This is a genomic window from Mesorhizobium sp. IMUNJ 23232, assembly GCF_044326205.1.
In the GTDB taxonomy this organism is placed as follows: Bacteria; Pseudomonadota; Alphaproteobacteria; order Rhizobiales; family Rhizobiaceae; genus Kumtagia.
On record NZ_JBIRCY010000081.1, the window covers coordinates 1 to 26681 of the forward strand.

At 63.8% G+C, this 26681-nt stretch carries 26 protein-coding genes and 1 pseudogene; 15 read left to right on the plus strand and 12 right to left on the minus strand.

The annotated features are described in order from the left end of the window. Window positions 1-260: pseudogene (locus tag ACH196_RS33860) on the plus strand (hypothetical protein); the annotation flags it as partial. Window positions 261-460: 200 nt separating this feature from the next. Here ACH196_RS33860 and rplI read toward each other — a convergent pair. The 3 genes from rplI to rpsF form a co-directional block, all read right to left on the minus strand. Then, window positions 461-1036, minus strand: a complete 576-nt coding sequence (gene rplI, locus ACH196_RS33865) for a 50S ribosomal protein L9 (protein WP_396651248.1) — start codon at window positions 1034-1036, stop codon at window positions 461-463. 262 nt (window positions 1037-1298) lie between these two features. After that, window positions 1299-1547, minus strand: a complete 249-nt coding sequence (gene rpsR, locus ACH196_RS33870) for a 30S ribosomal protein S18 (protein WP_188256182.1) — start codon at window positions 1545-1547, stop codon at window positions 1299-1301. Next, window positions 1547-2071 carry a 30S ribosomal protein S6 gene (gene rpsF / locus ACH196_RS33875; RefSeq protein ID WP_396651249.1) on the minus strand — a complete coding sequence of 175 codons (525 nt, stop codon included), beginning with the start codon at window positions 2069-2071 and terminating at the stop codon, window positions 1547-1549. The genes rpsR and rpsF overlap by 1 nt, the downstream gene beginning before the upstream one ends. Window positions 2072-2527: 456 nt before the next feature. On the opposite strand from rpsF, the gene ACH196_RS33880 reads away from it, so the two are divergent. Next, window positions 2528-4108: a pilus assembly protein TadG-related protein gene (locus ACH196_RS33880; protein ID WP_396651250.1), complete on the plus strand. Its 1581-nt coding sequence runs from the start codon at window positions 2528-2530 to the stop codon at window positions 4106-4108. A gap of 10 nt (window positions 4109-4118) precedes the next feature. On the opposite strand, the gene ACH196_RS33885 is transcribed toward ACH196_RS33880, so the two are convergent. Then, window positions 4119-5966, minus strand: coding sequence for an LTA synthase family protein (locus ACH196_RS33885; protein WP_396651268.1), 1848 nt, complete (start codon window positions 5964-5966; stop codon window positions 4119-4121). 311 nt (window positions 5967-6277) lie between these two features. On the opposite strand from ACH196_RS33885, the gene fabD reads away from it, so the two are divergent. The 7 genes from fabD to gmk all read left to right on the plus strand — a co-directional run bounded on the left by fabD (window position 6278) and on the right by gmk (window position 12741). Then, window positions 6278-7213, plus strand: a complete 936-nt coding sequence (fabD, locus tag ACH196_RS33890; protein ID WP_396651251.1) for an ACP S-malonyltransferase — start codon at window positions 6278-6280, stop codon at window positions 7211-7213. 44 nt (window positions 7214-7257) lie between these two features. Beyond that, complete coding sequence (fabG, locus tag ACH196_RS33895) at window positions 7258-7995, plus strand: 3-oxoacyl-[acyl-carrier-protein] reductase (RefSeq protein ID WP_396651252.1); 738 nt, start codon at window positions 7258-7260, stop codon at window positions 7993-7995. Between the two features lie 211 nt (window positions 7996-8206). Continuing rightward, the gene (locus tag ACH196_RS33900) at window positions 8207-8443 is read left to right on the plus strand and encodes an acyl carrier protein (RefSeq protein ID WP_308057390.1); all 237 of its coding nucleotides are present in this window, start codon (window positions 8207-8209) and stop codon (window positions 8441-8443) included. Window positions 8444-8480: 37 nt separating this feature from the next. Beyond that, window positions 8481-9743, plus strand: a complete 1263-nt coding sequence (gene fabF / locus ACH196_RS33905; protein ID WP_396651253.1) for a beta-ketoacyl-ACP synthase II — start codon at window positions 8481-8483, stop codon at window positions 9741-9743. 99 nt (window positions 9744-9842) lie between these two features. Beyond that, window positions 9843-11015: an endolytic transglycosylase MltG gene (mltG, locus tag ACH196_RS33910; RefSeq protein ID WP_396651254.1), complete on the plus strand. Its 1173-nt coding sequence runs from the start codon at window positions 9843-9845 to the stop codon at window positions 11013-11015. Window positions 11016-11194: 179 nt separating this feature from the next. After that, a complete protein-coding gene (locus ACH196_RS33915) occupies window positions 11195-12085 on the plus strand; it encodes a YicC/YloC family endoribonuclease (protein ID WP_396651255.1) in 891 nt (296 codons plus the stop codon). A gap of 2 nt (window positions 12086-12087) precedes the next feature. Further along, complete coding sequence (gmk, locus tag ACH196_RS33920) at window positions 12088-12741, plus strand: guanylate kinase (RefSeq protein ID WP_396651256.1); 654 nt, start codon at window positions 12088-12090, stop codon at window positions 12739-12741. A gap of 54 nt (window positions 12742-12795) precedes the next feature. Here the strand turns inward: gmk and rsmA are convergent, their stop codons facing one another. The 7 genes from rsmA to ACH196_RS33955 all read right to left on the minus strand — a co-directional run bounded on the left by rsmA (window position 12796) and on the right by ACH196_RS33955 (window position 21600). After that, entirely contained in the window at window positions 12796-13626 is an 831-nt protein-coding gene (rsmA, locus tag ACH196_RS33925) for a 16S rRNA (adenine(1518)-N(6)/adenine(1519)-N(6))-dimethyltransferase RsmA (RefSeq protein ID WP_396651257.1), read from the minus strand. Beyond that, window positions 13623-14639, minus strand: coding sequence for a 4-hydroxythreonine-4-phosphate dehydrogenase PdxA (pdxA, locus tag ACH196_RS33930; protein WP_396651258.1), 1017 nt, complete (start codon window positions 14637-14639; stop codon window positions 13623-13625). The genes rsmA and pdxA overlap by 4 nt, the downstream gene beginning before the upstream one ends. 103 nt (window positions 14640-14742) lie before the next feature. Further along, window positions 14743-15681, minus strand: coding sequence for a SurA N-terminal domain-containing protein (locus ACH196_RS33935; RefSeq protein ID WP_396651259.1), 939 nt, complete (start codon window positions 15679-15681; stop codon window positions 14743-14745). A gap of 103 nt (window positions 15682-15784) precedes the next feature. Next, the gene (locus ACH196_RS33940) at window positions 15785-18100 is read right to left on the minus strand and encodes an LPS-assembly protein LptD (RefSeq protein ID WP_396651269.1); all 2316 of its coding nucleotides are present in this window, start codon (window positions 18098-18100) and stop codon (window positions 15785-15787) included. Between the two features lie 140 nt (window positions 18101-18240). Beyond that, entirely contained in the window at window positions 18241-19329 is a 1089-nt protein-coding gene (gene lptG / locus ACH196_RS33945) for an LPS export ABC transporter permease LptG (RefSeq protein ID WP_396651270.1), read from the minus strand. After that, the gene (lptF, locus tag ACH196_RS33950; RefSeq protein ID WP_396651260.1) at window positions 19323-20522 is read right to left on the minus strand and encodes an LPS export ABC transporter permease LptF; all 1200 of its coding nucleotides are present in this window, start codon (window positions 20520-20522) and stop codon (window positions 19323-19325) included. Before lptF ends, lptG begins: the two co-directional genes overlap by 7 nt. Window positions 20523-20739: 217 nt before the next feature. Then, complete coding sequence (locus tag ACH196_RS33955) at window positions 20740-21600, minus strand: phosphatase PAP2 family protein (RefSeq protein ID WP_396651261.1); 861 nt, start codon at window positions 21598-21600, stop codon at window positions 20740-20742. 244 nt (window positions 21601-21844) lie between these two features. On the opposite strand from ACH196_RS33955, the gene ACH196_RS33960 reads away from it, so the two are divergent. From ACH196_RS33960 to ACH196_RS33985, 6 genes are all read left to right on the plus strand, one after another. Continuing rightward, window positions 21845-23338 carry a leucyl aminopeptidase gene (locus tag ACH196_RS33960; RefSeq protein WP_396651262.1) on the plus strand — a complete coding sequence of 498 codons (1494 nt, stop codon included), beginning with the start codon at window positions 21845-21847 and terminating at the stop codon, window positions 23336-23338. Between the two features lie 10 nt (window positions 23339-23348). Further along, window positions 23349-23798: a DNA polymerase III subunit chi gene (locus ACH196_RS33965; RefSeq protein ID WP_396651263.1), complete on the plus strand. Its 450-nt coding sequence runs from the start codon at window positions 23349-23351 to the stop codon at window positions 23796-23798. A gap of 25 nt (window positions 23799-23823) precedes the next feature. Continuing rightward, window positions 23824-24438: a hypothetical protein gene (locus ACH196_RS33970; RefSeq protein WP_396651264.1), complete on the plus strand. Its 615-nt coding sequence runs from the start codon at window positions 23824-23826 to the stop codon at window positions 24436-24438. Between the two features lie 10 nt (window positions 24439-24448). Next, on the plus strand, window positions 24449-25309 hold the full coding sequence (locus tag ACH196_RS33975; RefSeq protein WP_396651265.1) for a 23S rRNA (adenine(2030)-N(6))-methyltransferase RlmJ: 861 nt from the start codon (window positions 24449-24451) through the stop codon (window positions 25307-25309). Window positions 25310-25376: 67 nt separating this feature from the next. Then, window positions 25377-25823 carry a hypothetical protein gene (locus tag ACH196_RS33980; RefSeq protein WP_396651266.1) on the plus strand — a complete coding sequence of 149 codons (447 nt, stop codon included), beginning with the start codon at window positions 25377-25379 and terminating at the stop codon, window positions 25821-25823. 7 nt (window positions 25824-25830) lie between these two features. Next, window positions 25831-26553, plus strand: a complete 723-nt coding sequence (locus tag ACH196_RS33985; RefSeq protein ID WP_396651267.1) for a ribonuclease — start codon at window positions 25831-25833, stop codon at window positions 26551-26553. Here ACH196_RS33985 and ACH196_RS33990 read toward each other — a convergent pair. Then, window positions 26550-26681 (minus strand): integrase core domain-containing protein (locus ACH196_RS33990; RefSeq protein ID WP_396650131.1); only part of this gene is annotated, 132 nt, incomplete at its 5' end. The two genes, ACH196_RS33985 and ACH196_RS33990, sit on opposite strands and share 4 nt — an antisense overlap.

The following is a 26681-nucleotide window of genomic DNA, read 5'->3' on the forward strand; positions in this document are numbered from 1 at the left end:
GCTGGAAGGCGCGCAACGACGCAGGCCTTGCACGGGACAGGGCGGCCCGTGACGCCGCGGCAGCAGGCGGCGAGCCGGGTCCGGTCCGGTTCCGGCGTTTTTCGCCGCTGCGGCGCGGGCGTCCGCCCGGCGGAAGATTGCCGCGCTTCGATCCGGATGCGCCGAAACGGAAAAACATCCGCGAGGTCGATGAGATCCTGGCGCACGCCAATGCGATGGCATTCTACGCGCTGGAGCCGCCGCGTAGGGATACGTCCTGAAAGTCCCGCTCCGGACGTAACAGGCTCGGAATCGATGGCCAATGCGGATTTTCGCGGCGTGGCGGCGATCCGTGCTGTCGAAAATACCGTTGCTCCGGGCCGGACTTTGGGTGCGGCAGGCATCCGGGGCCGGTTGACGCCGCGAAAACAAAAAAGCCCGGGACGAACCCGGGCTTTCAAGTCGTGCATCGAGACGTCGCTTACGCCTCGCCATCTTCCTCGGCGGCCGGGTCGAAGAAGTTGTCCGGCCGGGCGTTCTCGTTGATGTCGTCGCCATAGATGGCCTCGGCGGTGGTCAGCGTCTCGCCCTTTGCCTGGCGCTCAGCCTCTTCCTCGGACCGGGCGATGTTCAGCGTCACCGTGACCTCGACTTCCGGATGCAGCGCGATCGCCACATTGGTGAGACCGATGGTCTTGATCGGCTGGTTGAGCTCGACCTGATTGCGCGCGACGGTGTAACCGCCGGCCGTCAGCAGCTCGGCGATGTCGCGGGTCGACACCGAGCCGTAGAGCTGGCCGGTCTCGCCGGCCGAGCGCACCACGATGAAGCTCTTGCCGTCGAGCGTCTCGGCGATCGCCGAGGCTTCCGACTTGCGCTCGAGGTTGCGGGCCTCGAGCTGGGCGCGCTGGCCCTCGAACTTCTTCTTGTTGCCTTCGTTGGCGCGCAGCGCCTTGCCCTGCGGCAGCAGGAAGTTGCGGGCAAAACCGTCCTTGACCTTGACGGTGTCGCCCATCTGGCCGAGGCGGGAAATGCGTTCGAGAAGAATGACTTCCATCTCTCTGTTCCTTTTTCACGTGCCGCATGGAGCGGCGGTTTCGGAAACGGATCAGGAAGCGTTTGGGCGGTCTTGTCGCCGGAGGTCGCTGTCCTGCCCGTATCGGCAGTTAGGGGCTTTGGCCCCAACTCGGGATTTTCGTTTTCACCCGCCGCGCCCGTCGCGGAGGGGCCGCAGGGGACAGTTTACTTTTCCGCTTGCGCCAAGACCTCATCGGCCTTCGCCCTTCCGCGGAAAAAGTAAACTGTCCCCGGCAGCAGACCTAGCGCACCAGGTACGGCAGCAGGCCGAGGAAGCGGGCGCGCTTGATCGCCTGGGCGAGTTCGCGCTGCTTCTTCTGGCTGACGGCGGTGATGCGCGACGGCACGATCTTGCCGCGCTCGGAAATGTAGCGCTGCAAAAGGCGCACGTCCTTGTAGTCGATCTTCGGGGCGTTGGCGCCGGAGAACGGGCAGGTCTTGCGGCGGCGGTGGAACGGACGCCGGGTCGGGATCTGGTTGATGTCGACCATCATGCAGCTCCTTCAACGTTTTCGCGCGGGCGGCGCGGGCGGTCCTCACGGTCGCCGAAGCTGCGCGGGCCGCGGTCGCCGCCTTCGCGGTCGCCGAAGCTGCGCGGACCACGATCGCCGCGGTCACGGTCGCCAAAGCTGCGCGGGCCGCGGTCGCCACGGTCGCGGTCACCGAAGCCACCGCTGCGTTCGCTTCGCTCTTCGCGCTTCTGCAGCATGGCCGACTGGCCTTCCTCGTGCTTGTCGACCTTGACGGTCAGGAAGCGCAGGATGTCTTCCGACAGGCCCTGCTGGCGCTCCATCTCGTTGAGCGCGGCCGGCGGGCAGTTCAGGTCCATCAGCGTGTAGTAGGCCTTCCGGTTCTTCTTGATCCGGTAGGTGAGGGACTTCAGTCCCCAGTTCTCCACCCGGCCGACGGAACCTCCGTTCGCAGCGATCACGCCCTTGTAGTGTTCCACAAGCGCGTCGACCTGCTGCTGCGAGAGGTCCTGGCGGGCAAGGAACACATGTTCGTAGAGAGCCATTGTGCTTTTGCCTTTCTTCAACACTCTGCCCGGTACCGGCGGCTAAGCCTCTGCAACCTGTCTTGATCCTTCGGGGCCAAAGGCCTCCTCAGGAGAAGAAAGGAGCATGGACGGTCGGAGAGCGGAGACACGGGAGGCTGAAGACCTTTTCGCCTTCGAACGGAGGTTTTCAAACCTCCGGCCCTCCGTTCAGCCCCCAGCCGGGACCGGCAGAAGCGCGCTCTATACAGCATTTCGCCGGCGGCGCAAGGTTGAACGGCGCGAATGTCGAAATGCCGCGACTTGTTCCTCGGCCCGGCAGGCGGGCGAGCACGCCTGCAATCGTGAAAATTTCTGGCCCCGCCGCAACCGCCCGTTAAGCCTGCGCGCAGCCGGCTGTCGGCACTCTCCGGACTTCAACCGAATTTTCACATCGACGTCGGCAGTTTGCAGGCTTGTAGTTGCCTGGGGTGAAAAATGTTCAAGCGGTTCCTGCGGTCGACGTCCGGCAATTTTGCACTGACATTCGCGGTCGTGTCTCCTGCCGTGCTTTTCGCCGTTGGCTTCGGCATCGACGTCACCAATTTGATGTCGGCGAAATCGGACCTCCAGGCCTCGCTCGACGCGGCGGTGATGGCGGCGTCCCGCACCGGCGCGACCGAGGTCTCGCGGGAGGATACGTTCGACCGCTTCTTCGCCTCGAATGTCGCCGGCAAGCAGTTGCTGCGCGACCCGAAGGCCACCATCAAGGTCAACGAGACGCTGGTGGATATCCGCAACGAGGGCACCGCGACATCGCATGTCGACCTGAAATTCATGGGCCTGTTCGGGGCCGATCCACTGATCAAGGTGACATCCGTTGCTTTCGAATCGCGCAAGAACGTCGAGGTCGCGCTGGTTCTCGACAACACCGGGTCGATGGGCGCCGCGAACATGAAGAACCTGCGCGACGCGGCAAACAGCCTTGTGGACACGTTGCGGGGTATGCAGGGCAGCGGCGTATCCGGCCGCACGGTGCGGGCTGCATTGGTACCGTTCGTTACGGCGGTGAACATCAGGGGAGAAGGATTCAAGGATAGCTGGATCGACAATGATGCAAAAAGCCCGTTAGCCGGCACGAATTTTGCGAAGGTCGACGGCAAGTCGGTAAATGTTCAGACGCTGTTCAAGGACCTTGGGGTGACTTGGAAAGGCTGCGTGATCGCCCGGCCGGCCCCACACAATCTTGACGATGCGGCTCCTGACAAAAAGAAGCCGGAAACATTGTTCGTGCCATATTTTGCACCGGATGAACCGGGAGCGTTTACCGACATAGCGGCCAGTAACGACGCAGACAAATTCAACAATTCTTATATTGTAGACGGCACAAGCAATGCGATAAGCGTGACAGATAAAAAAATACAAGATGCTCAGAAGGCTGAAATTGCAAACTCAACGAAGTATAAAGGCGCAAAAACCCAAATCGTAGATGGACCAAACTCCAAGAATCCAAATTTCACGATGGGTCCAAATCGTGCCTGCGCGACGCCGATTGCGCCACTGACCGAGAATCTGGATTCGCTGAAGAAACAGATCGACGCCATGACCTTCTGGAACGGCTCGGGCACCAATGTTGCCGAGGGATTGGCATGGGGCAGGCGCGTTCTGTCGCCGGGCGAACCTTACACGGAGGGTCAGCCCTTCAAGGATGACCATGTCAGCAAGTGGGTCGTGGTTTTTACCGATGGAACCAATGAAGTGTACGGTGCGGCTAGGACGGTCTATAAATCCGACTACGGCGCCTACGGTTTCCTACTCGACGGCCGTATGGGTACTGACAAGAGCAAGGCAATAACCCAGGTCAACACCTGGACGTCGACAATGTGCACGGAACTCAAGAACCAGGACGTGCAGATATTTACAATTCTATTGGGTGTCGATTCCCCCACCAATCGCAAACTCTACGGGGACTGCGCTTCAAAACCGGAATATTATTTCGGCACCAACGACCCCAAGAAGCTGAAGGAAATCTTCAACAGCATCTCCAGCATCATCGCCGCGCTGCAGTTCACCGGCTGACGGCCGCCGCTCAGACCGGCGGGGGCAAGATCCTCGTCACCTTCTGCGACTCCGGGAAGAACTCCGCCTCGCCAAAACGCTTGCCGAAGATCAGGTCGTACTGGAGACAACGAAAATCCCGGATCAGCGGGTCGACCGTCTCGGCCCGCGCCCAGTTCGGCGTCGGCGCACCCGTCCGCGCCACCAGCATGTTGCGGTCGACCGCGCTGTAGCGGTCGTAAACCTCGCCGAGGAACCCGGTATAATAGGGATGGCTGAAGCCTGCCGTCCGCATCAGATGCAGCGGCAGGAAGGCCGGGCTGATCGAGCCGACGCCCTTGAGAGCGCCGATGCGGTTCGACCACACGACCAGCGGCGTCTCGTGCTCGGCGGCAAGCGTCTCGACCGGCGCGTTGCGGTCAGCGACGACGTCATTCATGAAACCCGTCTCGGTATAGACCGGCCCGAGCGGTGGCAGATGGTCGCCGAAGAAGGCGATGACGGTGTGCCGCTCGCGCTTCTTTGCCCAGTCGATCAGTTCGGCGAGGCTTTTGTCGGCGTCGGCCGCGCCCGTCGCATAGGTCTTCAGCGACCCTCGCGAAATCTCGCTGATCGGGCTTTTCACGTCGAGCGTCGAATCCGGATAGCGGTTCGGCTCGTAGGGGCCGTGGCCCTGCAAGGTCACTGCGAAATAGAAGAACGGCCGGCTCGCCCGGTCGGCGTTCTCGATGATCTCCTCGACAAAGGCCGTGTCGGCGGCCAGTGGCCCGCGCTTGTCCAGCACCGGCAGCGTCTCCTCCGACAGGAAACGGTCGAAGCCGAAATCGCGATAGACCGTTGCGCGGTTCCAGAACCACCCCGCATAGGGATGGAAGGCGCGCGTGTCGTAGCCTTCGCTCTTCAGGAATTTCGCCAGCGACGGCATAGGGGTGCGGACATATTGCTGGTAGGGAATGCTGCCATAGGGCAGGAACGCGTTGGAAAAACCGGTCAGCGCCTCGAATTCAACATTGGCGGTCATGCCGCCGAATTCCGGCGACAGCATGTGGCCGGACTGCAGCGCGCGCACGGTCGGGATGGGGTCGGGCGTGATGGTGGTCTTCGGCAGAAGCGTCGGATCCCAGAAGGATTCGCTCATCACCATGATGATGTCGGGCCTGTCCTGCGGCACGACCACCGGCGCCAGCTTCTGCCCGAGGATGGCCTTCATGGCGTCCTCGGAATAATCCTTCGGCGCGGCGACTTTCGCCATCGGCACGTTGAGCGCGAAGGCGATGGCGAATCCGTTGCTGTTGTAGTTCTCCTTCTGGTCCCACATCACCGGCGAAATCTGCAGCCGGTCGCGCGCCCAGGAGAAGGTCGCGTAGTCCATGATCGAGCCGAAGAAGATCAGCGCTGGCAGCGCAAGAACCAGCCGCGAGGCGCGCGCCTTGAAGGTCAGCCGCGGCGCCCGCTTGCAGCGGAAGCGCCACGCGGCCACCAGCATGGCGACTGCCGCGATTGCGGCGATGGTGAAGCCGATCGCAGCGATCGGCCGCTGGCGGACCAGCAGCGGCATCAGTTCGACGATCTGCCGCGCATAGAGGAAGTCGGTCGGATAGAGCGGGTCGCCGAGATAGAACGCCTTCTGGTGCCCAACGAAGGCGAGCCCGATCGCCACCGGCGCGATAACGAACAGCGCGTGATAGGGTCGGCCGAGCAGGGCGTCGAAAAAGACGATCAGCAGGGCGAACAGCACCACCGTTGTCCAGCCGGGGCGGAAAGGCTGCTGGAAAAAGTCCAGCGTCTGCGCCAGCGAGCCCCGCGCCACGAGTTCCACGGCAAACACCAGCAGGGCCGCGACCAGCAGCGTCGCCAGCGTCGAGCCGCAGAAACGCATGGTGCTCCAGCGTTTTTCAGGAGCGTCGCCACCTGCCGATCCTGCTTGCCGCTGCAGTAGCGAACTCCGCGTCTGAAAACCCAAGGCGCGCTTCCCCGAACTCATGGACGGACGCCTGTCATGCATCCATCACGGTAATGTCATCCTCTTGTCACAAAAATCCAGTGCCTGTGGCCAAATTTGGAAGGATTTTCAGCGCCGGCAAAAGAATCTGCGGACAAGGATGCGACCGATTGTCCCTTGGCGGTCTTGACTTCGGCGGCAGCCTCGCGCGACAGGCTAGCCGAGAAAAGCAGCAAGGACGGGATACCATGACGATCGTGTTCACCTTCCCGGGCCAGGGAAGCCAGGCCGTGGGAATGGGCAAGGATCTTGCCGAGGCGTTTCCGGAGGCGAGGGCGATCTTCGACGAAGTCGACGAGGCGCTTGGCGAAAAGCTCTCGAAAATCATCTGGGAGGGGCCGGAAGAAGCGCTGACGCTGACCGCCAATGCACAGCCGGCCTTGATGGCCGTGTCGCTGGCAGCGGTGCGAGCGCTGGAGGCACGCGGCTTCTCGCTGAAGGACAAGGTTTCCTACGTCGCCGGCCATTCGCTCGGCGAATATTCGGCGTTGGCGGCAGCCGGCACGTTCTCGGTCGCCGATACGGCGCGGCTGCTGCGCATTCGCGGCAATGCCATGCAGGCGGCCGTTCCGGTCGGCGAGGGCGCCATGGCCGCGATTCTTGGGCTGGAGCAGGAGGCCGTCGAGGCCGCCTGTGCCGAAGCCGGGCCGAACGTGCAGATCGCCAACGACAATGGTGGCGGACAACTGGTGATCTCCGGCGCGAAGGCGGCGGTCGAGCTTGCCGCGAAACTCTGCACGGAGAAGGGCGCCAAGCGGGCCATCATGCTGCCGGTCTCGGCGCCTTTCCATTCGGCGCTGATGACGCCCGCCGCCGAGGCGATGCGCGAGGCGCTGGCCAAGGTCGCGAAAGCGGCGCCCACCGTGCCAGTCGTTGCCAACGTGGTGGTCCGGCCGGTCAGCGATCCCGGCGAGATCGCCGATCGTCTGGTCGAGCAGGTCACCGGACGCGTCCGCTGGCGCGAGACCGTAGAGTGGTTCGGCACCAACGGCGTGACGACGCTCTATGAGGTCGGCGCCGGCAAGGTGCTGTCCGGCCTAGCGCGCCGCATCAACCGCGACCTCGCCACCGCCAATATCGGCTCGCCGGCGGATGTCGAGGCGGCGCTGGCGGCATTGTCATAACAGCGGTATTGCCTAACCAACCTACACTCTTGAGGAATACGGTTATGTTCGACCTGACTGGCAAGAAGGCGCTGATCACCGGCGCGAGCGGCGGCATTGGGGAGGCGATCGCCCGCACATTACATGCGCAGGGCGCCGTAGTGGGGCTGCACGGGACGCGCGTCGAAAAGCTCGAATCGCTCGCCGCCGATCTCGGGGGCCGGGTAAAGCTGTTTCCCGCCGACCTGACCAATCGCGACGAGGTGAAGGCGCTCGGCCAGAAGGCGGAAGCCGATCTCGAAGGCGTCGACATCCTCGTCAACAATGCGGGCATCACCAAGGACGGGCTGTTCGTGCGCATGTCCGACGCCGACTGGGATTCGGTCATCGAGGTCAATCTCACCGCCGTGTTCCGCCTGACGCGCGAACTGACGCACCCGATGATGCGCCGCCGCAACGGCCGCATCATCAACATAACGTCGGTGGTCGGCGTCACCGGCAATCCGGGGCAGGCGAACTACTGCGCCTCGAAGGCCGGCATGATCGGCTTCACGAAATCGCTGGCCCAGGAGATCGCCACCCGCAACGTCACCGTCAATTGCGTGGCGCCCGGCTTCATCGAATCGGCGATGACCGACAAGCTCAACGACAAGCAGAAGGAAGCGATCATGGCCGCGATTCCCTCCAGGCGCATGGGCACCGGCGCCGAGGTCGCGGGGGCGGTTGCCTTCCTGGCCTCGGGCGAGGCCGCCTACGTCACCGGCCAGACGATCCACGTCAATGGCGGCATGGCGATGATCTGACGCGGCTGACGCAAAGTCAGCCCGTAGTGCCGGCAAACATGGCTTTTCGCCTTGGACGCCTTCAAGATTTCGTGTAATGCGCGATTTCATTGGCGGCGGATGGTCAATCCACGGCCGTGGCCGGCGCGTTCCGGCAAACGTCATCTTTCAGCTTGCTTAGCGGCAATCCGCCCGCTAACGAAGGCACACAACTTGATACGAGGAAGCCAACATGAGTGACACCGCAGAGCGCGTCAAGAAGATCGTGGTCGAGCATCTCGGCGTTGAAGCCGACAAGGTGACGGAATCCGCGAGCTTCATCGATGATCTGGGCGCGGACTCCCTGGACACGGTCGAACTCGTCATGGCCTTCGAGGAAGAATTCGGCGTCGAGATTCCGGATGATGCAGCCGAGACGATCCTCACCGTCGGCGACGCGGTGAAGTACATCGACAAAGCTTCGGCCTGATCCGCCCGGCATGCCGTCAGCGCATCGGGAGACTGCGATGAGGCGTGTCGTGGTTACGGGTCTGGGTCTGCTCTCGCCGTTCGGCGTTGGCGTGGACCATACCTGGAAGCAGATTCTTGCCGGCAGGAGCGCCTGCCGGCGGGTCACGACCTTCGAGGTTGAGGACATCGCCTGCAAGATCGCACACGTCATTCCACGCGGCGACGGCAGCGACCACACTTTCCACCCCGAATCCTATCTTGAGCCGAAAGAGCTCCGCAAGATCGGCGACTTCATCCTCTACGGCATAGCCGCCGCCGACGAGGCGCTGAAGGATTCTGGCTGGGAGCCGAAGTCCACCGAGGACCGCAACGCCACCGGCGTCATGATCGGTTCGGGCATCGGCGGCATCGACGGCATCGCCGACAATGCCCTGCTGCTCAAGGAACGCGGCCCGCGCCGCATCAGCCCGTTCTTCATTCCCGGCAACATCATCAACCTGGTTTCCGGCCAGGTCTCGATCCGCCACGGCCTCAAGGGCCCGAACCACGCGGTCGTCACCGCCTGCTCGACCGGCGCGCACGCCATCGGCGACGCGGCCCGGCTGATCATGTTCGGCGACGCCGATGTTATGCTGGCCGGTGGCGCGGAAGCGCCGGTGACACGTCTTTCCATGGCCGGCTTCGCTGCCTGCCGGGCCTTGTCGACCGACCGCAACGACGCGCCGGAAACCGCCTCGCGTCCCTTCGACCGCGACCGCGACGGTTTTGTCATGGGCGAGGGCGCCGGCGTTGTCATCCTCGAGGAACTCGAGCACGCCAAGGCGCGCGGCGCCAAGATCTATGCAGAGGTGGTGGGCTATGGCCTGACCGGCGATGCCTATCACATCACGGCCCCGGCCGAGGACGGCGACGGCGCCTTCCGCTGCATGAGCGCCGCCGTCAAGCGGGCCGGCCTGCAGCCTGCCGACCTCGACTACATCAACGCCCACGGCACCTCGACCATGGCCGACACGATCGAGCTTGGCGCGGTCGAACGGCTGGTCGGCAATGCGGCGTCGAAGATCTCGATGTCGTCGACCAAGTCGGCGATCGGCCATCTGCTCGGCGCGGCGGGTGCTGCCGAAGCGATCTTCTCGGTGCTGTCGATCCGCGACAACATCGCGCCGCCGACCATCAACCTTGATAATCCGGAGCGCGAGACCGCGATCGATCTCGTTCCGCACACGGCGCGGCAGCGTCAGGTCGATGTCGCGCTTTCGAACTCTTTCGGTTTCGGAGGCACCAACGCGTCGCTGGTGTTCCAGCGCTTCGAGGGCTGACGCCGCGTTGCTTCGGCCTGCCGTGAATTTTGCCATATTCGCGCCTAGTCTCCCCCGCGGGAGATCGGTGCGGCATTATAGAGGCTCCAGGCTACGGCAATGAGCGAAACCCAGACGAACACAGCCGAATTCGGCCGCCGGCCGGAGCCGCCGAAGCCCGCCGCCGCCAAGACGGCCAGCGAGGCGCTTCGCCCCGAAAAGGGGACGCCGCCACCGGCCTCGCGTCGCTCCCGCGCCTCGCGCAACCAGATCGTCGTTTTCATGAATCTCGTCGTCTCGCTGGTGATGCTGGTGGTCATCGCGGCCGGCGTCGCGGTCTATGTCGGCAAGGAGTCTTTCGACGCTCCGGGACCGGCAACGGTGGCCAAAACTTTCCTGGTCAAGGAAGGCACCGGCACGGCGCAGATTGCCGCGCAACTCGAACAGAACGGCCTTATCAGCGACGCCTTGATCTTCCGTCTTGGCCACCGCGCCTATGGCGGCGACGCGACGCTGAAGGCGGGCGAGTACGAGGTGCCGGCCGGCGCGTCGATGCGCGACATCATAAAGCTGTTGCAGAGCGGCAAGTCGATCATGCATTCGCTGACGATCCCCGAAGGCCTGACGGTCGCGCAGGCGTTGCGGCGGATTGCCGACAACGAGGCGCTGAGCGGCGCCATGCCGTCCGAGATGCCGCCGGAGGGAAGCCTTGCGGCCGATACCCAGCGCTTCACGCGCGGCGCCGACCGCAAGACGATGATCGCCAAGATGCAGGAGCAGCAGCAGGAACTGATCGACGAGGTATGGGCCAAGCGCGCGCCCGACCTGCCGCTGGCGGACGTCAACGAATTCGTCACGCTTGCCTCGATCGTCGAAAAGGAAACTGGTGTCGATTCCGAGCGGCCGCACGTCGCGTCGGTTTTCGTCAACCGGTTGCGCAAGAAGATGAGGCTCCAGTCCGACCCCACGATCATCTATGGCCTGTTCGGCGGCGCGGGCAAACCGGCGGACCGGCCGATCTACCAGTCCGACCTCGAAAAGCCGACGCCCTACAACACCTATGTCATCAGTGGACTGCCGCCGACGCCGATTGCCAATCCGGGGCGCGCGGCACTTGAGGCGGTCGCCAATCCCTTGCAGACAGACGACCTCTACTTCGTTGCTGACGGCACGGGCGGCCATGTTTTTGCGAGTTCGCTCGACGAGCACAACCGCAACGTCGCCCGTTGGCGAGCCATACAGAAGCAGCAGGGCGGTGACGCTGCCAAGACGGGCAACGGCACGGCGCAGTAGTGCGCAACGCTTCACCGCGGGTATAGCCGCCGCCTGGGCTGACACCACACTCCGTTAACGGCGCCGGCTGCACGGCTGGACGCGATCCTGTCGACCCGGTATCGGAAGGATGACATTGCGTTATCCCGGAGGCGCCTGCCTCCCGGCATCAGAGTATTTGTCGGAAGGAACGCCTCTCGATGACCCTTCAAAGCATGACCGGGTTTTCCCGTGCCACGGGCGAGGTGGACGGAACCTCCATTGCCTGGGAACTGAAATCCGTCAACGGCAAGACGATCGAGATCCGGCTGCGGCTACCGCCCGGCTACGAACGTCTCGAACCTGGCGTGCGGCAGGCGCTCCAGAAACGGTTCGCGCGCGGCAATTTCCAAGCAACACTGACCATCGGCAAGGTTGGTGGTGGCACCATGCAGCCGGTCATCAACGAGGCATTCCTGAAGGATCTGGCCGGCCTCGCCAGACGGCTCCAGGAACAGTTTGGCACAGCTCCCGCCAGCGCCGACGGTTTGCTGGCGCTGCGCGGCGTGCTCGAACCTTCCGAGACGCTGGAGACCGAGGAGACGCGCGCCGGCCTCGACGCTACCATCTTCGCCACCTTCCAGCACGCCATCGCCGACCTTGCGAAGGCCCGCCAGGCGGAGGGACAAGCGACCGGCGAGGTGCTTGGCGGCCACATCGACGCGATCGAATCGCTCGTGGCGCGGGCGGAAGTGGACCCGTCCCGCGACCCGGCCACGATCCGCGCGCGCCTCGCCGAGCAGGTCGCGCTGTTGATGGACGCGAGTGCTGGGTTGGATGAGGCCCGGCTCCATATGGAGGCGGCATTCCTGGCCACCAAGGCCGATATCCGCGAGGAGATCGACCGGCTGACGACGCACGTCGCCTCCGGTCGGGCGCTGCTCGCCGCCGGCGGGCCGATCGGCCGCAAGCTCGACTTCCTGGCGCAGGAATTTAATCGCGAATCAAACACGTTGTGTTCTAAGTCGAACGCGGGAGCGATCACCGCCATCGGCCTGGAGCTGAAGGCGGTCGTGGACCAGTTCCGCGAGCAGGTCCAGAATTTGGAGTAGGGATGGAGACCGGACAGCTTACAGCGGGCATTCGCCGCCGCGGCTTGATGCTGGTGCTGTCTTCGCCATCCGGCGCGGGCAAGTCGACCATCGCGCGCAACCTGCTCGAAAGCGACCACGAACTCAGCCTCTCGGTGAGCGTCACCACGCGCGCCCGCCGCGGCAGCGAGATCGACGGCGTCCACTATCGCTTCGTCTCCCGGCGCGAGTTCGATCGGCTGCGCGATTCGGATGCGCTTCTGGAATGGGCAGAGGTGCACGGCAACTGCTACGCCACGCCGCGCGAACCGGTCGAGGCCGCCATGGCGGAAGGCCGCGACATGCTGTTCGACATCGACTGGCAGGGCGCGCTTCAGTTGAAGGACAAGATGCGGGCCGACATCGTCTCGATCTTCATCCTGCCGCCGTCGATGACCGAACTGAAGAGCCGGCTGAAGCGCCGCGCCGAGGATTCGGACGACACGATCGCCCGCCGGCTCGAAAACGCCAGGGTGGAGATCGAGCACTGGCGCGACTACGATTACGTGGTGATCAACCGCGATCTCGATCGCGCCTTTTCGCAGGTCAAGGCGATCGTCACCGCCGAGCGCCTGCGCCGCGACCGCCGGCCGGGCCTGTTCGATTTCGTCTCGGGATTGCTCGACGAGAAGGCCTGATCTTCCGCACGTGCTGAGGGCTCGGGACGGGCGAGGGGTATAGTGCCCCGTCTCTTATATCGCGTTCGCCAGGCGCACGAACTCCTCCACGTTCAGCGTCTCCGCGCGCCGCGTCCCATCAACACCTGCTTTTTCCAGCAGTACCTCGCCGCCAAGGCTCTTCAAACTCTGCCTCAGCATCTTCCGCCGCTGCCCGAACGCCGCCTCGGTGACGCGCTCCAGCTTGTGGATGTCGGCGGGCAGCGGTGCTGCGCGTGGCACCAGATGCACGACCGACGACGTCACCTTCGGCGGCGGGGTGAAGGCGCGCGCCGGGATGTCGAAGGCGATGTCGGCCTTGCAGCGCCAGCCTGAAAGCACCCCAAGCCGCCCATAGGCGTCGCTGCCGGGCTCGGCGACGATGCGCTGGGCGACCTCCTTCTGGAACATCAGCGTCAGCGACCGATAGAAGGGAGGCCATTCCGCCACGGTCAGCCAGCGGACCAGCAGTTCGGTGCCGATATTATAGGGAAGGTTGGCGACGATCTTGGCCGGCTCGCCGGCCGTCAGCGCCGCCATGTCGGTCTTCAGCGCATCCGCCGCCACCACTTCCAACCGACCCGGATAATGCGCGGAAATTTCTTCCAGCGCCGCCAGGCAGCGCTCGTCGCGTTCGATCGCCACGACGCGCTTCGCCCCATGCATCAGCAGGGCGCGGGTGAGGCCGCCGGGACCCGGGCCGACCTCGATTACCGTCACGTCGTCGAGCGGACCGGCGGCACGCGCCACCTTTCCCGTCAGGTTGAGGTCGAGAAGGAAATTCTGGCCGAGCGCCTTCTTCGCCTGCAACCCGTGGCGCTCGATCACCTCGCGCAGCGGCGGCAGGCCGTCCGGGGCGACGCTCATGCCATCGACCGTGCGGCCATTTGCCCGGCAAGACGAAGTGCTGCGATCAGGCTGTCGGGTTTCGCCGTGCCGCTGCCGGCGATATCGAAGGCCGTGCCATGGTCGGGCGAGGTGCGGATGAAGGGCAGGCCCAGCGTCACATTGACCGCCTCGTCGAAGGCCAGCGTCTTCGCCGGTATCAGCGCCTGATCGTGATACATGCAGAGCGCCGCGTCATAGGTTTTTCGCGCCCGGCCGTGGAAGAGCGTATCCGCCGGCAGCGGCCCTCGTGCCTCGATGCCCTCCCGAATCAGCGCTTCGACCGCCGGCCGGACGATCTTTTCATCTTCCACGCCCATCGCACCCTCTTCGCCGGCATGCGGATTGAGGCCGGCGACCGCCAGACGGGGGCGGAGAATGCCGAAGCGCTGCTCAAGCTCGCCCGCAACGATGCGGCCGGTCTCGACGATATCCTGTTCCGTCAGCTTCGACGGCACCTCGGCAAGCGGGATGTGGATGGTCACCGGTACGGTGCGAAGCTCCGGCCCGGCCAGCATCATCACCGGACGCGCGATGCTGCCGGTGCGGATACTTGCCAGTTCGGCGAGGTATTCGGTATGGCCGGGAGACCTGAACCCGCCATCATACAGGACCTTCTTGGCGATCGGGCAGGTGACGACCGCCGAGGCGCGGCCATCGAATGCGTCGGTGACGGCCCGGTCGATCGATTCGATGATGCCCGGCACATTGGCAATGTCCGGCCTGCCCGGACGATCATCGAACCGCGCTGCGAGCGGCACGATGGGCAACGCCTGTGCGTAGGTTTTACGGGCATCCGCCGGTTCGACCTCTTTGATCGGCACGTCGAGGTCGAGGCGTCTTGCCCTGCTTGCAAGCGCCGCCGGGTCGCCAAGCAGGTAAAAACATGGCACGCCGGCCCTCCGCCGCAGCCAGGCCATCAATGCGACGTCGGGACCGATGCCTGCCGGATCGCCGGACGTAAGCGCCAGCGGCGGTTGATGCGGCGAAGCCATGGGAAGCCTGGAGATCCTGTTCGACGGCACGAGAAAGCGTGCGCTGCGGCCGCTTCGCAAACATGTATCAAATTCCGCGCTCGGGAGCGCGGATGCTATGAAATCAACGCTGGACGATCTTGGCGCGTTCGCGGAGTTCGGCGGTGTATTTCTTATCGAGCTCTCCGGCCTGATCCTCTTCGTTGCCCTCGGCCTGGAAGACGGATTTCGCCACGCGGTCGTCCGAAACCTCGCGGGTGCGGCATATGCCGATGAACTCGACGCCGCGATCCGTCTCGCGGACCGGCGTGGCGCCGCCGATCTTGGTGGCCCTGATTTGCTCCGCCCAGTCCGTCGGCAATTCCGGCGCGAGCACGCGGCCGAGGTCGCGAACCGTAACGTCGAGCAGACCCTTGGCGAATTCGCGCGTGCTGTCGCACCCGGTGAAGCGCTGGCGCAAAGCCTCAGCTTCCTTCTTGCGCTTGCCGATCGACCCGCGTTCCGATGCCGGGACGACGAAGATCACCTGCTGCAGCATATATTCGGTCGCAGACGGTTTGTTGCCGCCTTTCTCGAGCATGCGGCGCACCGCGTCCTGTTCGCTCATCGTGCCGCCCTGCGCCTTGTAGCGCGACGACAGCGCCTGGTTCCACCCGAGTTGCGTGCGGATGTATTCCTTGAAGTGCGGCGCGGTAACCCCGGCCTTGTCGAGAATGCCGGTCAACTGCGCAGGCGTCATCTTGTTGGATTTGGCGAAGCGGGCATAGGCGGCGTTGACGGCGTCATCCGGCACCTTGATGCCGAGGCGCGCGGTCTCGGCGCGCTTCAGTGTCTGGTCCACCATGTCGTCACCGGCAAGCTGGGTCAGGTTGCCCTTCTTGCGCTGCAGTTTCAGGAAGGCGGCGCGGCGCTGGATGTCATAGTTCGTCACGGGAACTCCGTTGACGACGAACTTGATCTCGCTCGCCGCATGGACGTATCCGACTGGCGAAACGGACATTGCCGCCGCCATGATGAACAGAGCGGCATTCAGCGATAGAAGTGTTTTTTTCACGGAGGCCATCCCAAGGTTCCGTTTTTCTTTCCCTGCGGCTTTACTGTCCGGTCGATGACGGACGTCTGGGGCGAAACGATGACGCGCCCTGGAAAATAGGCCGCCGCGACAATTACCGGATGAACGAACTTGCCGAGCTACGTTCGAACGAGGTCGAGCCGTTGCCGATGTCGCCGAGCGTCCGCAACGATATGCTGAACCCGAAAGTCCGTTCGTCGGTGCTGTTGTCATCAGTGTCGCGGGACGTCGTCATGGTCAGCGCATAGGCAAAGCACTCGTCATCATAGGCCAATCCGAGCGAGTCGGAAATCAGCACATTGGATTGGAGGTCGTATGTGCCAGAGCCGAAAGCCCGCCAGTTCTCATGGAAGCGGACCGAGGCTCCGCCGCTCACCTCGTGGCGATCCTCGCTGTAGCCATAGAGCGGCTGCGCCTGGATGAAGGTGTAGTTGGTGGTGAGGCTTACCGGGCCATTCACATAACCTGCCTTCGCTTCGGAACGGCGCAACTCGAGGGTCTGCTCGTCGAAGCGGCCGCTCAAAGAGGCCGAGAGCCCGAACGGCGTGGCGAATCCGACGAGACCGACATAGTCGGACGTATCGGTTTCCAGGCCGGACTCTGCGCCGGCATGCACGAGATCGGGCGAGGCGAAGGAATTATCGCCTGCCAGTTGATAGGACTGGCCGAACAGCGCGTTGGTCATCCAGCCATTGTCGTAGGTGCCGCTGTAGCGGAGTCCGAGATTGGCGCGGGTTCCGCCCTCGATCCGGTCGAAACCGGAGAACTTGTCCCGATCGAACAGCGAGGTGGCGTCGAAAACGAAGCTCTGGGCGTCCTCGTTGGGGATACCGTAGGTCGAGCTGTAGGGCTCGTCTGGGCGCGCGAACAGTTGCGCCATCGGCTCGAGCACATGCGAGGAGTTCGCGCTGGAGAACAGGACCGGCCAGCGCACCTCCATGCCTGCGGTGGCCATCACGCGGTTGTAGTCCGACCGGATGTCCACGGGTGCAACCCCGCCGGGCGTATTGGCGAGCGCATTGATCGCGTCGACCGATGACTGCGACTGGTTGACATAGGTGGTATCGGCCTGGAATTGCAGCAGCGGCGTAACGACCAGTCCGCCATCGGTGATGAAGGAGCGCTTCCACTCCGCTTCGGCGGTCAGCCGGCTCGAATACCCTTCGATACCCTGAACGAGATCGTTGCGGAAATCCGAATTCTCATCGTTGTCGAACGTGTTGTCGTCTAGCCGCGAGCGGTAGATGGAGCGGGCGTTGACGTCCAGCCGCAGTTCGCCGCCGGCAAGCGGTTCGTCGGGAATATAGCTGTAGTCGAAGCTGGGCAGGACCCAGGGCTGATATTCGTCGGTCGAAAACTGACTGGAATCCAGCACGTCTTCCTGGACGTCGAACTTCATGCCGCGAAGATCGAAATAGTTCCGGTCGTTCAGCCCCGTCAGATAGACCTCGGAGCGCTGCACAAAGTCGTCAAACCCTTCTATCCCGTAGGTCCTCGAGAAATTCTTGTCGGTCTGGTAGAGTATGTCCCAGCCGACCTGCCAGCGCGAATTGAGGTCGAAATGGCCCTTCGAGCCGACCATGGCGCGCCACCGGTTCGGATCGCCGGTCGGTCCGGAATTGACGCTGTTCTGGTCGTTGAAGTCGCCCGGCTTGGCCTGGTAGATGCCGGCGATCTTCAGGCTGTACTCGCCGTTGTCGAAGCGTTGCCGCCATTCGGCTTCGCCCAGGAAGCCCTGCTTCGTATAGCCGGTGCCGGCGACGGTCAGGTCATAGGTCGGCGAAAGCGCGAAGTAATAAGGCACGGTCAGGCCGTAGCCTAGATTGGAATTGATCTTGGCGCCGGGGAACAGGAAGCCGCTCTTGCGCTTGACGGTCGGGTCGGCAATCTCGAAGGCCGGCAGGGTGGCAATCGGAAAGCCGAAGAACTCGAAGCGTGACTGCTCGAAGCGCACCGTCTTGGTCTTGCCGTTCCAGATGATCTTCTTGGCCTTGATGCGCCAGATCGGCGCGCGGTCCGGTTGCTCCTCGCAAGGCGCGCAGGCCGTATAGACGCCATTGTTGAAGGTGGTCACCTGGCCGCCCTCGCGCTTCGCGCTTTCGGCGGCGAAATAGGTCTTGTCGATGGTCTCGACACGCAGCGCGTTGACGAATCCGTCGGCGAAGTCGTCCGTGATGTCGACCTCGTCGGAAAAGACCTTGGTGCCGTCGCTGTCGATGAGCTGCACGCCGCCGCTGGCCACTAGGCGCGATGTCTTGCGGTTGTAGCTGACGCGCTGGGCGACAAGTTTGTTGCCGGCATAGTCGATGCGCACGCCGCCCACCGCCGTCACCATGTCGGCGTCGATGTCGTAGACCAGCGTATCCGCCTCGAGCAGCATCTGCGAATCGCTCGGTACGTTTCCGGCCATGCGCTCGGCCAGTCCGCCGACGTCCTGCGCGGAGGCAGCACCGGCGAAGCCGAGTCCGAGGGCGCAGACGATCGCCGTCGTGGCGTAAAGACGCACGATGCGGGCCGATCTGCGGCCGAATGCGGGTGACGGACCCCTCACTAACCGTCTTCCTTGTACAGCAGGAATGTTACCCCAAAAAACAACGTGACCACCACCGGCAACCATGCAGCGACGTAAGGCGGCACGAATCCGGCGTTGCCGAAGGCCCTCACGAGAACAGACACCACATAAAGCAGAAAGCCGGCAAGCGCGCCACCCAGAATCATCGCGATCGACTGGCCGAGCCGGGCGAAGCGCATCGACACGGTCGCGGCGATCAGCGTCATCGCCACCAGCAGCATCGGCAGCGCCACAAGTGAATGAAATTGCATGGAGAATGCGTTTGCCTTCAGGCCGAAGGACCGCGCCACCTCGATCTTCGACGGCAGTTCGAAGAACGGAACCGTCTCCGGTTGCGCCAATCTCTCCTGCACGAAAGCAGGCGTGAGGTTGGTCGGAACCCGGTCCTCCGCCACGGTCTCGATCTTCTGGCCCTCGCGCAGGCGTTTGACGTCGACCAGGTCCCAATATCCGTCGCGCAGATGGGCACGCCGCGCGTCCCTGCGCTCGACTATGTTGCCGTCGGCGTCGAAGGAGAAGAACGACGCGTCGACGAGTTCCAGCCCTCGGTTGAGAATCATCTTGGCGCCGATGATCGTATCCGTGCCCTCGGTCTTCTGCCGGATCCAGGGGACGTCGAAGGCGCTTGGCGCCGTCGGGTCGCCGGCGCGCAGATAGGCCTCGATGTTTTCGGCCCGCGCCAGCCCGCGCGCTGCGATCGGATTGAGCAGGAAGATGGTCAGCAGACCGATCGTCAGCGCCCCGAGGCAGACGGGGAACAGGAACTGCCAGGCCGATATCCCCGCCGCCCGCGCGATCACTAGCTCATACTTGCGGTTGAGTGACACCAGCGTCGCCATCGCGCCGAAAAGGCAGATGAACGGGATCACCTGCTGCACGATCATCGGCACGCGCAGGATCGATATCGCCAGCGCGATCTGCACGGTGAAATTCTTGAAGGCCGATGTGCGGCTCGACAGTTCCGTGAAATCGATCAGGAACACCATTGCGAAGATGCCGAGGAAGAACCACGCCGTGATCGTGGCGTAGCGGAAGAAGAAATAGCGGCCGAGCGTCCAGGTCACGATGCCTGCCCCTGTCCCGGTTCGGTGCCGCCCCGTATGCGCAGGAAGGCCATGCGGTCGGCAATCCGGCGGGACCACGACATCAGCGAATCGGCCCAGGTCACCGGCAATTCCATCGTCCGGTTGGTGGCGATGAACCAGACCGAGATCGCCGATGCAAGCAATGGAACGGCATAGACCAGCGGCACGAACAGGGGCGAGGTCTGGGCCTGGTTGCCGGTGAAAAAGCCCAGCCATCGCACCAGCAGCGCCAGCGCAAGCGTGGTGACCAAGGGATGGATGCGGCCTTCGCGATGCGATTTCGCGTCAGCGGCCACCGCCAGTCCGATAAGCGCGAAGACGATGGGATAAAGCCACTCGGCAAGCCGCCGGTGGAGCATCGCCCGGAATTCCTGCGGCTTCTTCTGGAACGCGGTGTCGCTGGGATCGGGATCGAGCAGGTAGAGGAGGTCGCGATCCTTCGCATACATGCTGCCGCCGCCGGATTTCGCAGCGAACACCGAAAGGTCAAAAGCGTAGGAATCGAAATGGATGACCGACACGTCGCCGTTGGAAGCCTTTCGCTGGACGACGCCGTCATTCATGACCAGCGTCTTGTCGTCGCCGTCTTCGACCACCGAGCCTTTCTTCGCGTAATAGATGAAGTCGGCGCCGTCCTGGCGTGAATCGGCAAGGAAAATCCTGCCGAAGTCGCCGCCCGGCAGCCGCTCTCCGATCTGGATATAAAGGTCCTTCTCGATCTGGCGGAACGAACCTTCCTGCACGACCAGCGAAATGAGATCGGCTCGCGCGCTGGCAAGCAGGCGGCGGAATTCAAGTTTCGAATAGGGGTCGACGACATTGGCGAACAGGAACGAGGTGATGCTTGCCAGCGCTGCCAGGATCAGGATCGGCTTGATCACGATCCAGCGCGAGCTGCCGGCTGCATTGATCACCACCAGTTCCGAATCGGTGTTCATCGAGGCGAAAGTCTGCGCGACGGTGATGGCCATGGCGAAGGGCAGCACCTCAGGGACCACCGAGGGCAGGATCAGGCTCGCAAGATACATAAAATCGCCGGCGCTCTGGCCGTTGCTGGTCACCAGGTCGAGGCGCGGCAGCACCTGCGTCACCCAGACGATCGCCATCGTGCCCCCCAGCGTGGCGAGGAACGTCAGCAGCCCTTTCAGAAAAATGTAGCGCTCGATGACCTTCATCAGCGGAGGAATTCCCTGGACGTCCCTGGGCGCCGCGATGAACGGAGCCCGCCTAAACTATGCGCCGGCCCGCGACAGTTCAACCGGTGCAGCCCCCGCCATGTCGCCGCGCCCTGTCCCGGACGCGCGCATTGTCGGCCGGCCAAGGCTAAGAAACCGCCAAGAGTCAGGGTTAACGCTTTATTGTGGCCGAACAAATATTTTTAGTGAAGGCCGCTCAGGTCCAGCTCTGCTTGCGCCGCGGCCATTCCTTGGCCCGCTTCAGCCATCTGCGCGTTTGCGCGGAAGTTGTGGAGAGAATTTCCGCGCCGAAGTGCCGGCGGGCGCGGTGGAGTTTGACTGCTGCGGCCGTCACCAGATGATGGACCGCCAGAGTGACGGTGGCCGCAAGCAGCACATCCGAAAGATAGTGGGCACCGAAGGCAATACGCAAAACGCCGGTCAGTGTGGCGAGACCGGCCGCGATCGCGAAGCCCATCGTGCGCCAGGCTGCCGGCAGCAGTGGCACGACGCAGAGGAGCCAGGTCGCCGACGCCATTTCTCCCGAGACGAAGGAGCAGTTCGACGCGCAGTAGCTGGTGATCTTGCCCGCTGCCACGAACGGAAGATCGCCGCCGAACAGATCGACATGGATCGGCCGTGGCCTGCCTGAATATCCCTTCAGGCCGGCATTGACGACCAGCCCGACGGCAATCGCGTAGGTCCAGAAGGCGGTCGCCGCCATCCGCCCGAGCGCGCCGAGCCGTCCGGTGAACACCAATCTCACGGCCACCCAGATGCCGAGCGACAGCGCGACGATGAACGGCAAAGCCTGCAGCGCCTGGCGCAGATGGCCGAGGACTGGATCGTACCTGGCCGGAAAAACCCCACAGACGGCCAGGCTCGCAGCGTCCGTCGCACACGGTGTCTCGACGAAGAAGAGCTTGCTGGCCGCTATGTCCAAGGCCGGAAACAACGAGAATATCGCAAGCGTGACGATCGCGATCCAAGCAAGCGTCCGCCCGCTCGGGGCCGGGAGGTGCCGGGTCGACCGCCATATCGCTGGGTCTGAATGGCGGACGGCGGCTATATCGGTCATGCTTTCTCCAACTCGATCGCTCAAGTTGCCAACATGCCGGCGCCTCTGTCCGAGGCGCTGCGCCGCTACCTTGTGCTCCGTGTCTGGTAACCCCGCTTCCTGACGCCCACCTTACAGCCGCACGACGATTTCGCGACGATTTTGCTACGGTCCGGCTTTGGCGCAGCCGAAGATTCTTGCCAAATCGGCGAAAACTCTCAAAGGTTGCGTCACAAAACACCTCCGCCTTTGGAAATGGATGCCGATGACGCCTAGACCCACGATAAGCTTCGCCAGGTTTGCTCCCCCCAAAAAAGGGGTGGCCGTCGTTCTGGCGGCGGAAGCCGAGGGGTTGGGCGAGGCGGCGAAGGCTTGCGATCCCGGCAATGTCCTGCCGCGCGCCTTCGATGTCTCCGAATTCAAGGCCAAGTTCGGAAGCGCTGTCGATGTGATCGCGCCGGAGAGGTCGCCGCTCGACCGGCTGATCGCCGTCGGTGTCGGCAAGGCAGCGTCCTTGACCGAATCGTGCTGGTGGCGGCTTGGCGGCTCCATTGCCGCCCAGGTGAAGAAAGCCAAGGATATTACGGTTGTAGCGGAACTGCCCGGGGTCACCATCGGCCCCGGCGAGGTTTCCAGCATCGCGGCGGGCATCCTGCTCAGGAACTACAGTTTCGACACCTACAAGACCAAGAAGGACGACGCCAACGGCGCGGCCGACAACAAACCGGCCCGCATCGTCATCCAATGCGCCAATCCGACGGCGGCCAAGCGTGCCTTCGCGGCGGCGGAGGGCACGGTCGACGGCGTGCTTCTGGCCCGCGACCTCGTCAACGAGCCGGCGAACATACTCGGGCCGGTGGAGTTCGCGGCCAAGGCGTCCGAGTTGAAGGCGCTCGGCGTCACGGTCGAGGTGCTGACCGAGAAGGAGATGCGCAAGCTCGGCATGGGCGCGCTGCTGGGCGTGGCGCAGGGTTCGGTGCGGCCGCCCCGGCTGGTCGTCATGCAGTGGAACGGCGGCAAGCCCAAGGACAAGCCCGTCGCCTTCATCGGCAAGGGCGTCGTCTTCGACACCGGCGGCATTTCGATCAAGCAGGCTGCGGGCATGGAAGACATGAAAGGCGACATGGGAGGTGCGGCCGCCGTTGCCGGCCTGATGCATGTGCTTGCCGCGCGCAAGGCCAAGGCCAATGTCGTCGGCATGATCGGCCTTGTCGAGAACATGCCCGACGGCAATGCGCAACGGCCGGGCGACATCGTCACCTCGATGTCGGGGCAGACGATCGAGGTCATCAACACCGACGCCGAGGGCCGGCTCGTGCTGGCGGACGCGCTCTGGTATTGCAACGACCGCTTCCAGCCGAAATTCATGATCGATCTTGCGACGCTGACCGGCGCCATCATGGTCGCGCTTGGAAACGCCTATGCCGGCCTTTTCTCCAACAACGACGAACTTTCGGAGCGACTCACTGCCGCCGGCCAGGTGACGCAGGAGCGGCTCTGGCGCATGCCGATGGGCACCGAATACGACAAGATGATCGACACCAAGAACGCCGACATGAAGAACACCGGCGGCCGTCACGGCGGTTCGATCAGCGCCGCACAGTTCTTGCAGCGTTTCGTCAAGGAAACGCCCTGGGCGCATCTCGACATCGCCGGCACGGCAATCTCGTCTCCCGCGACCGAGATCAACCAGTCCTGGGCCTCGGGTTTCGGCGTCCGCCTGCTCGACCGGCTGGTGCGAGACCACTACGAAGGCTAAATACTTCGGCATGGCCGACGTTCTCTTCTATCACCTGACCGAATCGACGCTCGAGAACGCGCTGCCGGCGCTTCTCGAGAAGACCGTGCAGCGTGGCTGGCGTGCGGTGGTGCAGACAGGCAGCGACGAGCGCCGCGACAGTCTCGACATGCATCTGTGGACGTATCGCGACGATTCCTTCCTGGCGCACGGCACCGATCGCGACCCGCACGCCGATGCACAGCCCGTGCTGCTGACGACGGGGCAGGACAACCGCAACGGAGCCGCTGTACGCTTCGTGGTCGATGGGGCGAGCCCGCCGCAGGACGATGCCTGCGAGCGCATCGTCTTCATGTTCGATGGCCACGACGCCGCTCAGGTCGAGGAAGCGCGCAACCAGTGGAAGCTGCACAAGGCTGCCGGCCATGCGGTGACCTATTGGCAGCAGACGCCCGAGCGCCGATGGGAGCGCAGGGCGTGAGGTCGGCGGCCGCGGAATCCCGTTCATGATGCGCATCATCTTCCTGCTGATTTTCCTGATCGGAGCCGGCATCGCCTTCGTCTATCCGTGGGCGATGCAGAACCGCGCCGCCCACGAGATCGGCACGTGGCGGGTAGGGGACGCTGCCGGCTTCCATCCTATCGACGCGCGGCTGATGGGTTCGGACGCGCCGGTCAAGGCGGTGATAGACCTTGCGGCCGTCTTGCAGCCGAACTTCGACAGCGATGCACGCGTTCTGACCATCACGGCGGCCGCCGAAGGCAAGACCGTGCTTGCCAATACCCTCACGCTCGACGGCGCCGAGAAGCGCGAGGAGTCGCCGCAGACGCACCTTCAGGTTTTTCGCATCCAGGCGGGGTCGATCGCCGATGTCGGGAACGGAGGCTACACCTTCACGGTCGGACCGGGTGACGCCGAAGGTATCCAGGTCGCATCTGTCGATCTGCTGCTCCTCGGTGGCGGTTCCTACGATCAGCGCGCCCAGCCGGTCGGGTTCTCGGTCATGGCAGTCGGCATGATCGGCTTCCTCCTGTGCTTCCGGCGCCGCGCCGGCGGTGGGAGCGGCGGAGCCCCGCCGCCGGTAAAACCGCGCTGGGGCCGCGGCGCCGCGCAACCCTGAAGACCCGCTTATGAACTACCGCCACGCCTTCCATGCCGGCAATTTCGCCGACGTCGTCAAGCACGCTATCCTCACGCGGCTCGTCGACTATCTGAAGCTCAAGGACAAGGCGTTTCGGGTCATCGACACGCATGCCGGCGCCGGCGTCTACAATCTTTCGAGTGACGCCGCCCAGCGCACCGGCGAATGGCTGGGCGGCATCGGCCGGCTGCGCGATGCACAACTGCCGGCTCCCGCCGCGGCCCAGCTCGCGCCTTATCTCCAAACGGTTGTCGCAGCGAATCCCCAGGAAAAATTCACGCACTATCCAGGTTCGCCGCTGATCGTGCGCCATCTGCTGCGCAAGCAAGACCGGCTGACGGCGATCGAGCTGCATCCGCAGGACGCCCATCGCCTGGCCGGTCTCTTCGCCGGCGACCACCAGGTGCGGGTGATCGAGCTCGACGGCTGGCTGGCGCTGGGCGCGCATCTGCCGCCGAAGGAGAAGCGCGGGCTGGTCATGGTCGATCCGCCCTTCGAGCAGCCCGGCGAGTTCGATCGGCTGCTCCAGGGACTGGTGAAGGCGCATCGCCGCTGGCCAGGCGGCATCTGCGCGCTCTGGTATCCGGTCAAGGATCGCCAGGCCGTCGCGGAATTCGCGCATGGGCTGAGGCAATCGGGCATTCCAAAAATCCTCGACATCCGCTTTTCTGTCCGACCGCCTTCCGCCGAACCGCGCCTCGACGGGACGGGGATGGTGGTGATCAATCCGCCCTTCACGCTGGAATCCGAGCTGCGCTCGATCTTGCCGGCGCTGCACCGTGTCCTGGCGGAAACACCAGGTGGCGAATGGACCCTGGAATGGCTGGCCAAGGACACCGCAGGAGCTTGACCGGTGGCCGGCCATTGCGCAGAGTGATTCCGGAAGTCCAACTGCCCGGACCGATTGAGAGAATCTCATGTCGCACGTCGTCAAAACCATCGTCGCGGCCGCCCTGGCCCTAAGCGGCGTGACGTTCGCCTCCGCCTCCCATGCCGGGGATTTCAGCAATTTCATCGATCCGACGGGCACGAAGGTCAGCGCCTGCGAAGACCCGTACTTCCTCAAGAAGATTTCCGCGCGTTTCGACTATCAGGTGAGCCACGTGCCCAACCTCCCGGACGTCTCGATCACCGACTTCCGCGACATCCACGAGCACCGCTACTTCCCGCGAACCGAGGAATGGCCGATCGGCCGCCGTTATTGCGGCGCGACCGTCGTCCTCTCCGACGGCAGCAAGCGCGACCTCTGGTATCTGATCGAGGCGCGCATGGGTTTTGTCGCGGCCAACCAGAATGTCGAATTCTGCGTGTCCGGTTTCGACCGCTGGTTCGTCTACAACGGGCGCTGCCGCGTCCTGCGATGATCTGATCATGCGCTGCGGCAGGCGCTCGTCGCGCCGGCTCGCCGCATTTCTCGGCGTGGCGCTTCTCGCCCTTGCCGGCTGTGACCAGCAGCCTCAATCCGATTCCGAAGCCGCACAATCGGCAGCCGTCGACGTGGGCAAAAAAATCCCGCTCGGCAAAGGCTTCGACTTCTACGTCCTGTCGCTGTCCTGGTCTCCAAGCTACTGCGAGGCGGAAGGTGAGAACGCCAATCGCCAGCAATGCGCCTCAGGCCGGCCCTATGCCTTCGTCGTGCACGGGCTCTGGCCGCAATTCGAGCGCGGTTTTCCGGAGGATTGCGGAACCGGTGGCCAGGATGTGGACAACGACACCGCCCGTTCGCTTTACGACCTGATGCCTTCCGCCGGCCTGATCCGCCATGAATGGCGCAAGCACGGCACGTGTTCGGGCCTGTCCCAGGCCGATTATTTCAAGGTTCTGCGATTCGCCCGCGAGCGCGTGGTGGTTCCCCAGGAATTCCGCAGGCTGGACGACTACCGCACTTTGTCGCCCGGCGAGGCCGAGCAGTCGTTCCTCGAAGCCAATCCCGGTCTCGACGCGTCGCAGATTGCCGTCTCTTGCGACCACCGGTTCTTGCGGGAGGTACGCATCTGCATGACCAAGGATCTACGGTTCCGCGGCTGCCCGGAGATCGATCGCCGCGCCTGCCGCGCCGCCAAGGTGGTGATGCCGCCGATGCGCGGCGGCTAGGTGTCATTTCCAAGGACGTTGTCCTTGATCAATCTAGCTATGGGTGGTTTTCCGCCGAGGGCGGCGTGAGGTCTGCGGTTGTTGTAATCGCCGAGCCATGCAGGCATTGCGGCGGTTCGCTGTGCGGA

Coding starts and splice junctions, on each gene's coding strand:
- rplI (WP_396651248.1), bottom strand. CDS start 1,036: ATGGAAGTCATTCTTCTCGAACGCATTTCCCGCCTCGGCCAGATGGGC.
- rpsR (WP_188256182.1), bottom strand. CDS start 1,547: ATGGTCGACATCAACCAGATCCCGACCCGGCGTCCGTTCCACCGCCGC.
- rpsF (WP_396651249.1), bottom strand. CDS start 2,071: ATGGCTCTCTACGAACATGTGTTCCTTGCCCGCCAGGACCTCTCGCAG.
- ACH196_RS33880 (WP_396651250.1), top strand. CDS start 2,528: ATGTTCAAGCGGTTCCTGCGGTCGACGTCCGGCAATTTTGCACTGACA.
- ACH196_RS33885 (WP_396651268.1), bottom strand. CDS start 5,966: ATGCGTTTCTGCGGCTCGACGCTGGCGACGCTGCTGGTCGCGGCCCTG.
- fabD (WP_396651251.1), top strand. CDS start 6,278: ATGACGATCGTGTTCACCTTCCCGGGCCAGGGAAGCCAGGCCGTGGGA.
- fabG (WP_396651252.1), top strand. CDS start 7,258: ATGTTCGACCTGACTGGCAAGAAGGCGCTGATCACCGGCGCGAGCGGC.
- ACH196_RS33900 (WP_308057390.1), top strand. CDS start 8,207: ATGAGTGACACCGCAGAGCGCGTCAAGAAGATCGTGGTCGAGCATCTC.
- fabF (WP_396651253.1), top strand. CDS start 8,481: ATGAGGCGTGTCGTGGTTACGGGTCTGGGTCTGCTCTCGCCGTTCGGC.
- mltG (WP_396651254.1), top strand. CDS start 9,843: ATGAGCGAAACCCAGACGAACACAGCCGAATTCGGCCGCCGGCCGGAG.
- ACH196_RS33915 (WP_396651255.1), top strand. CDS start 11,195: ATGACCCTTCAAAGCATGACCGGGTTTTCCCGTGCCACGGGCGAGGTG.
- gmk (WP_396651256.1), top strand. CDS start 12,088: ATGGAGACCGGACAGCTTACAGCGGGCATTCGCCGCCGCGGCTTGATG.
- rsmA (WP_396651257.1), bottom strand. CDS start 13,626: ATGAGCGTCGCCCCGGACGGCCTGCCGCCGCTGCGCGAGGTGATCGAG.
- pdxA (WP_396651258.1), bottom strand. CDS start 14,639: ATGGCTTCGCCGCATCAACCGCCGCTGGCGCTTACGTCCGGCGATCCG.
- ACH196_RS33935 (WP_396651259.1), bottom strand. CDS start 15,681: ATGGCCTCCGTGAAAAAAACACTTCTATCGCTGAATGCCGCTCTGTTC.
- ACH196_RS33940 (WP_396651269.1), bottom strand. CDS start 18,100: ATGGCCGGAAACGTACCGAGCGATTCGCAGATGCTGCTCGAGGCGGAT.
- lptF (WP_396651260.1), bottom strand. CDS start 20,522: ATGAAGGTCATCGAGCGCTACATTTTTCTGAAAGGGCTGCTGACGTTC.
- ACH196_RS33955 (WP_396651261.1), bottom strand. CDS start 21,600: ATGACCGATATAGCCGCCGTCCGCCATTCAGACCCAGCGATATGGCGG.
- ACH196_RS33960 (WP_396651262.1), top strand. CDS start 21,845: ATGACGCCTAGACCCACGATAAGCTTCGCCAGGTTTGCTCCCCCCAAA.
- ACH196_RS33965 (WP_396651263.1), top strand. CDS start 23,349: ATGGCCGACGTTCTCTTCTATCACCTGACCGAATCGACGCTCGAGAAC.
- ACH196_RS33970 (WP_396651264.1), top strand. CDS start 23,824: ATGATGCGCATCATCTTCCTGCTGATTTTCCTGATCGGAGCCGGCATC.
- ACH196_RS33975 (WP_396651265.1), top strand. CDS start 24,449: ATGAACTACCGCCACGCCTTCCATGCCGGCAATTTCGCCGACGTCGTC.
- ACH196_RS33980 (WP_396651266.1), top strand. CDS start 25,377: ATGTCGCACGTCGTCAAAACCATCGTCGCGGCCGCCCTGGCCCTAAGC.
- ACH196_RS33985 (WP_396651267.1), top strand. CDS start 25,831: ATGCGCTGCGGCAGGCGCTCGTCGCGCCGGCTCGCCGCATTTCTCGGC.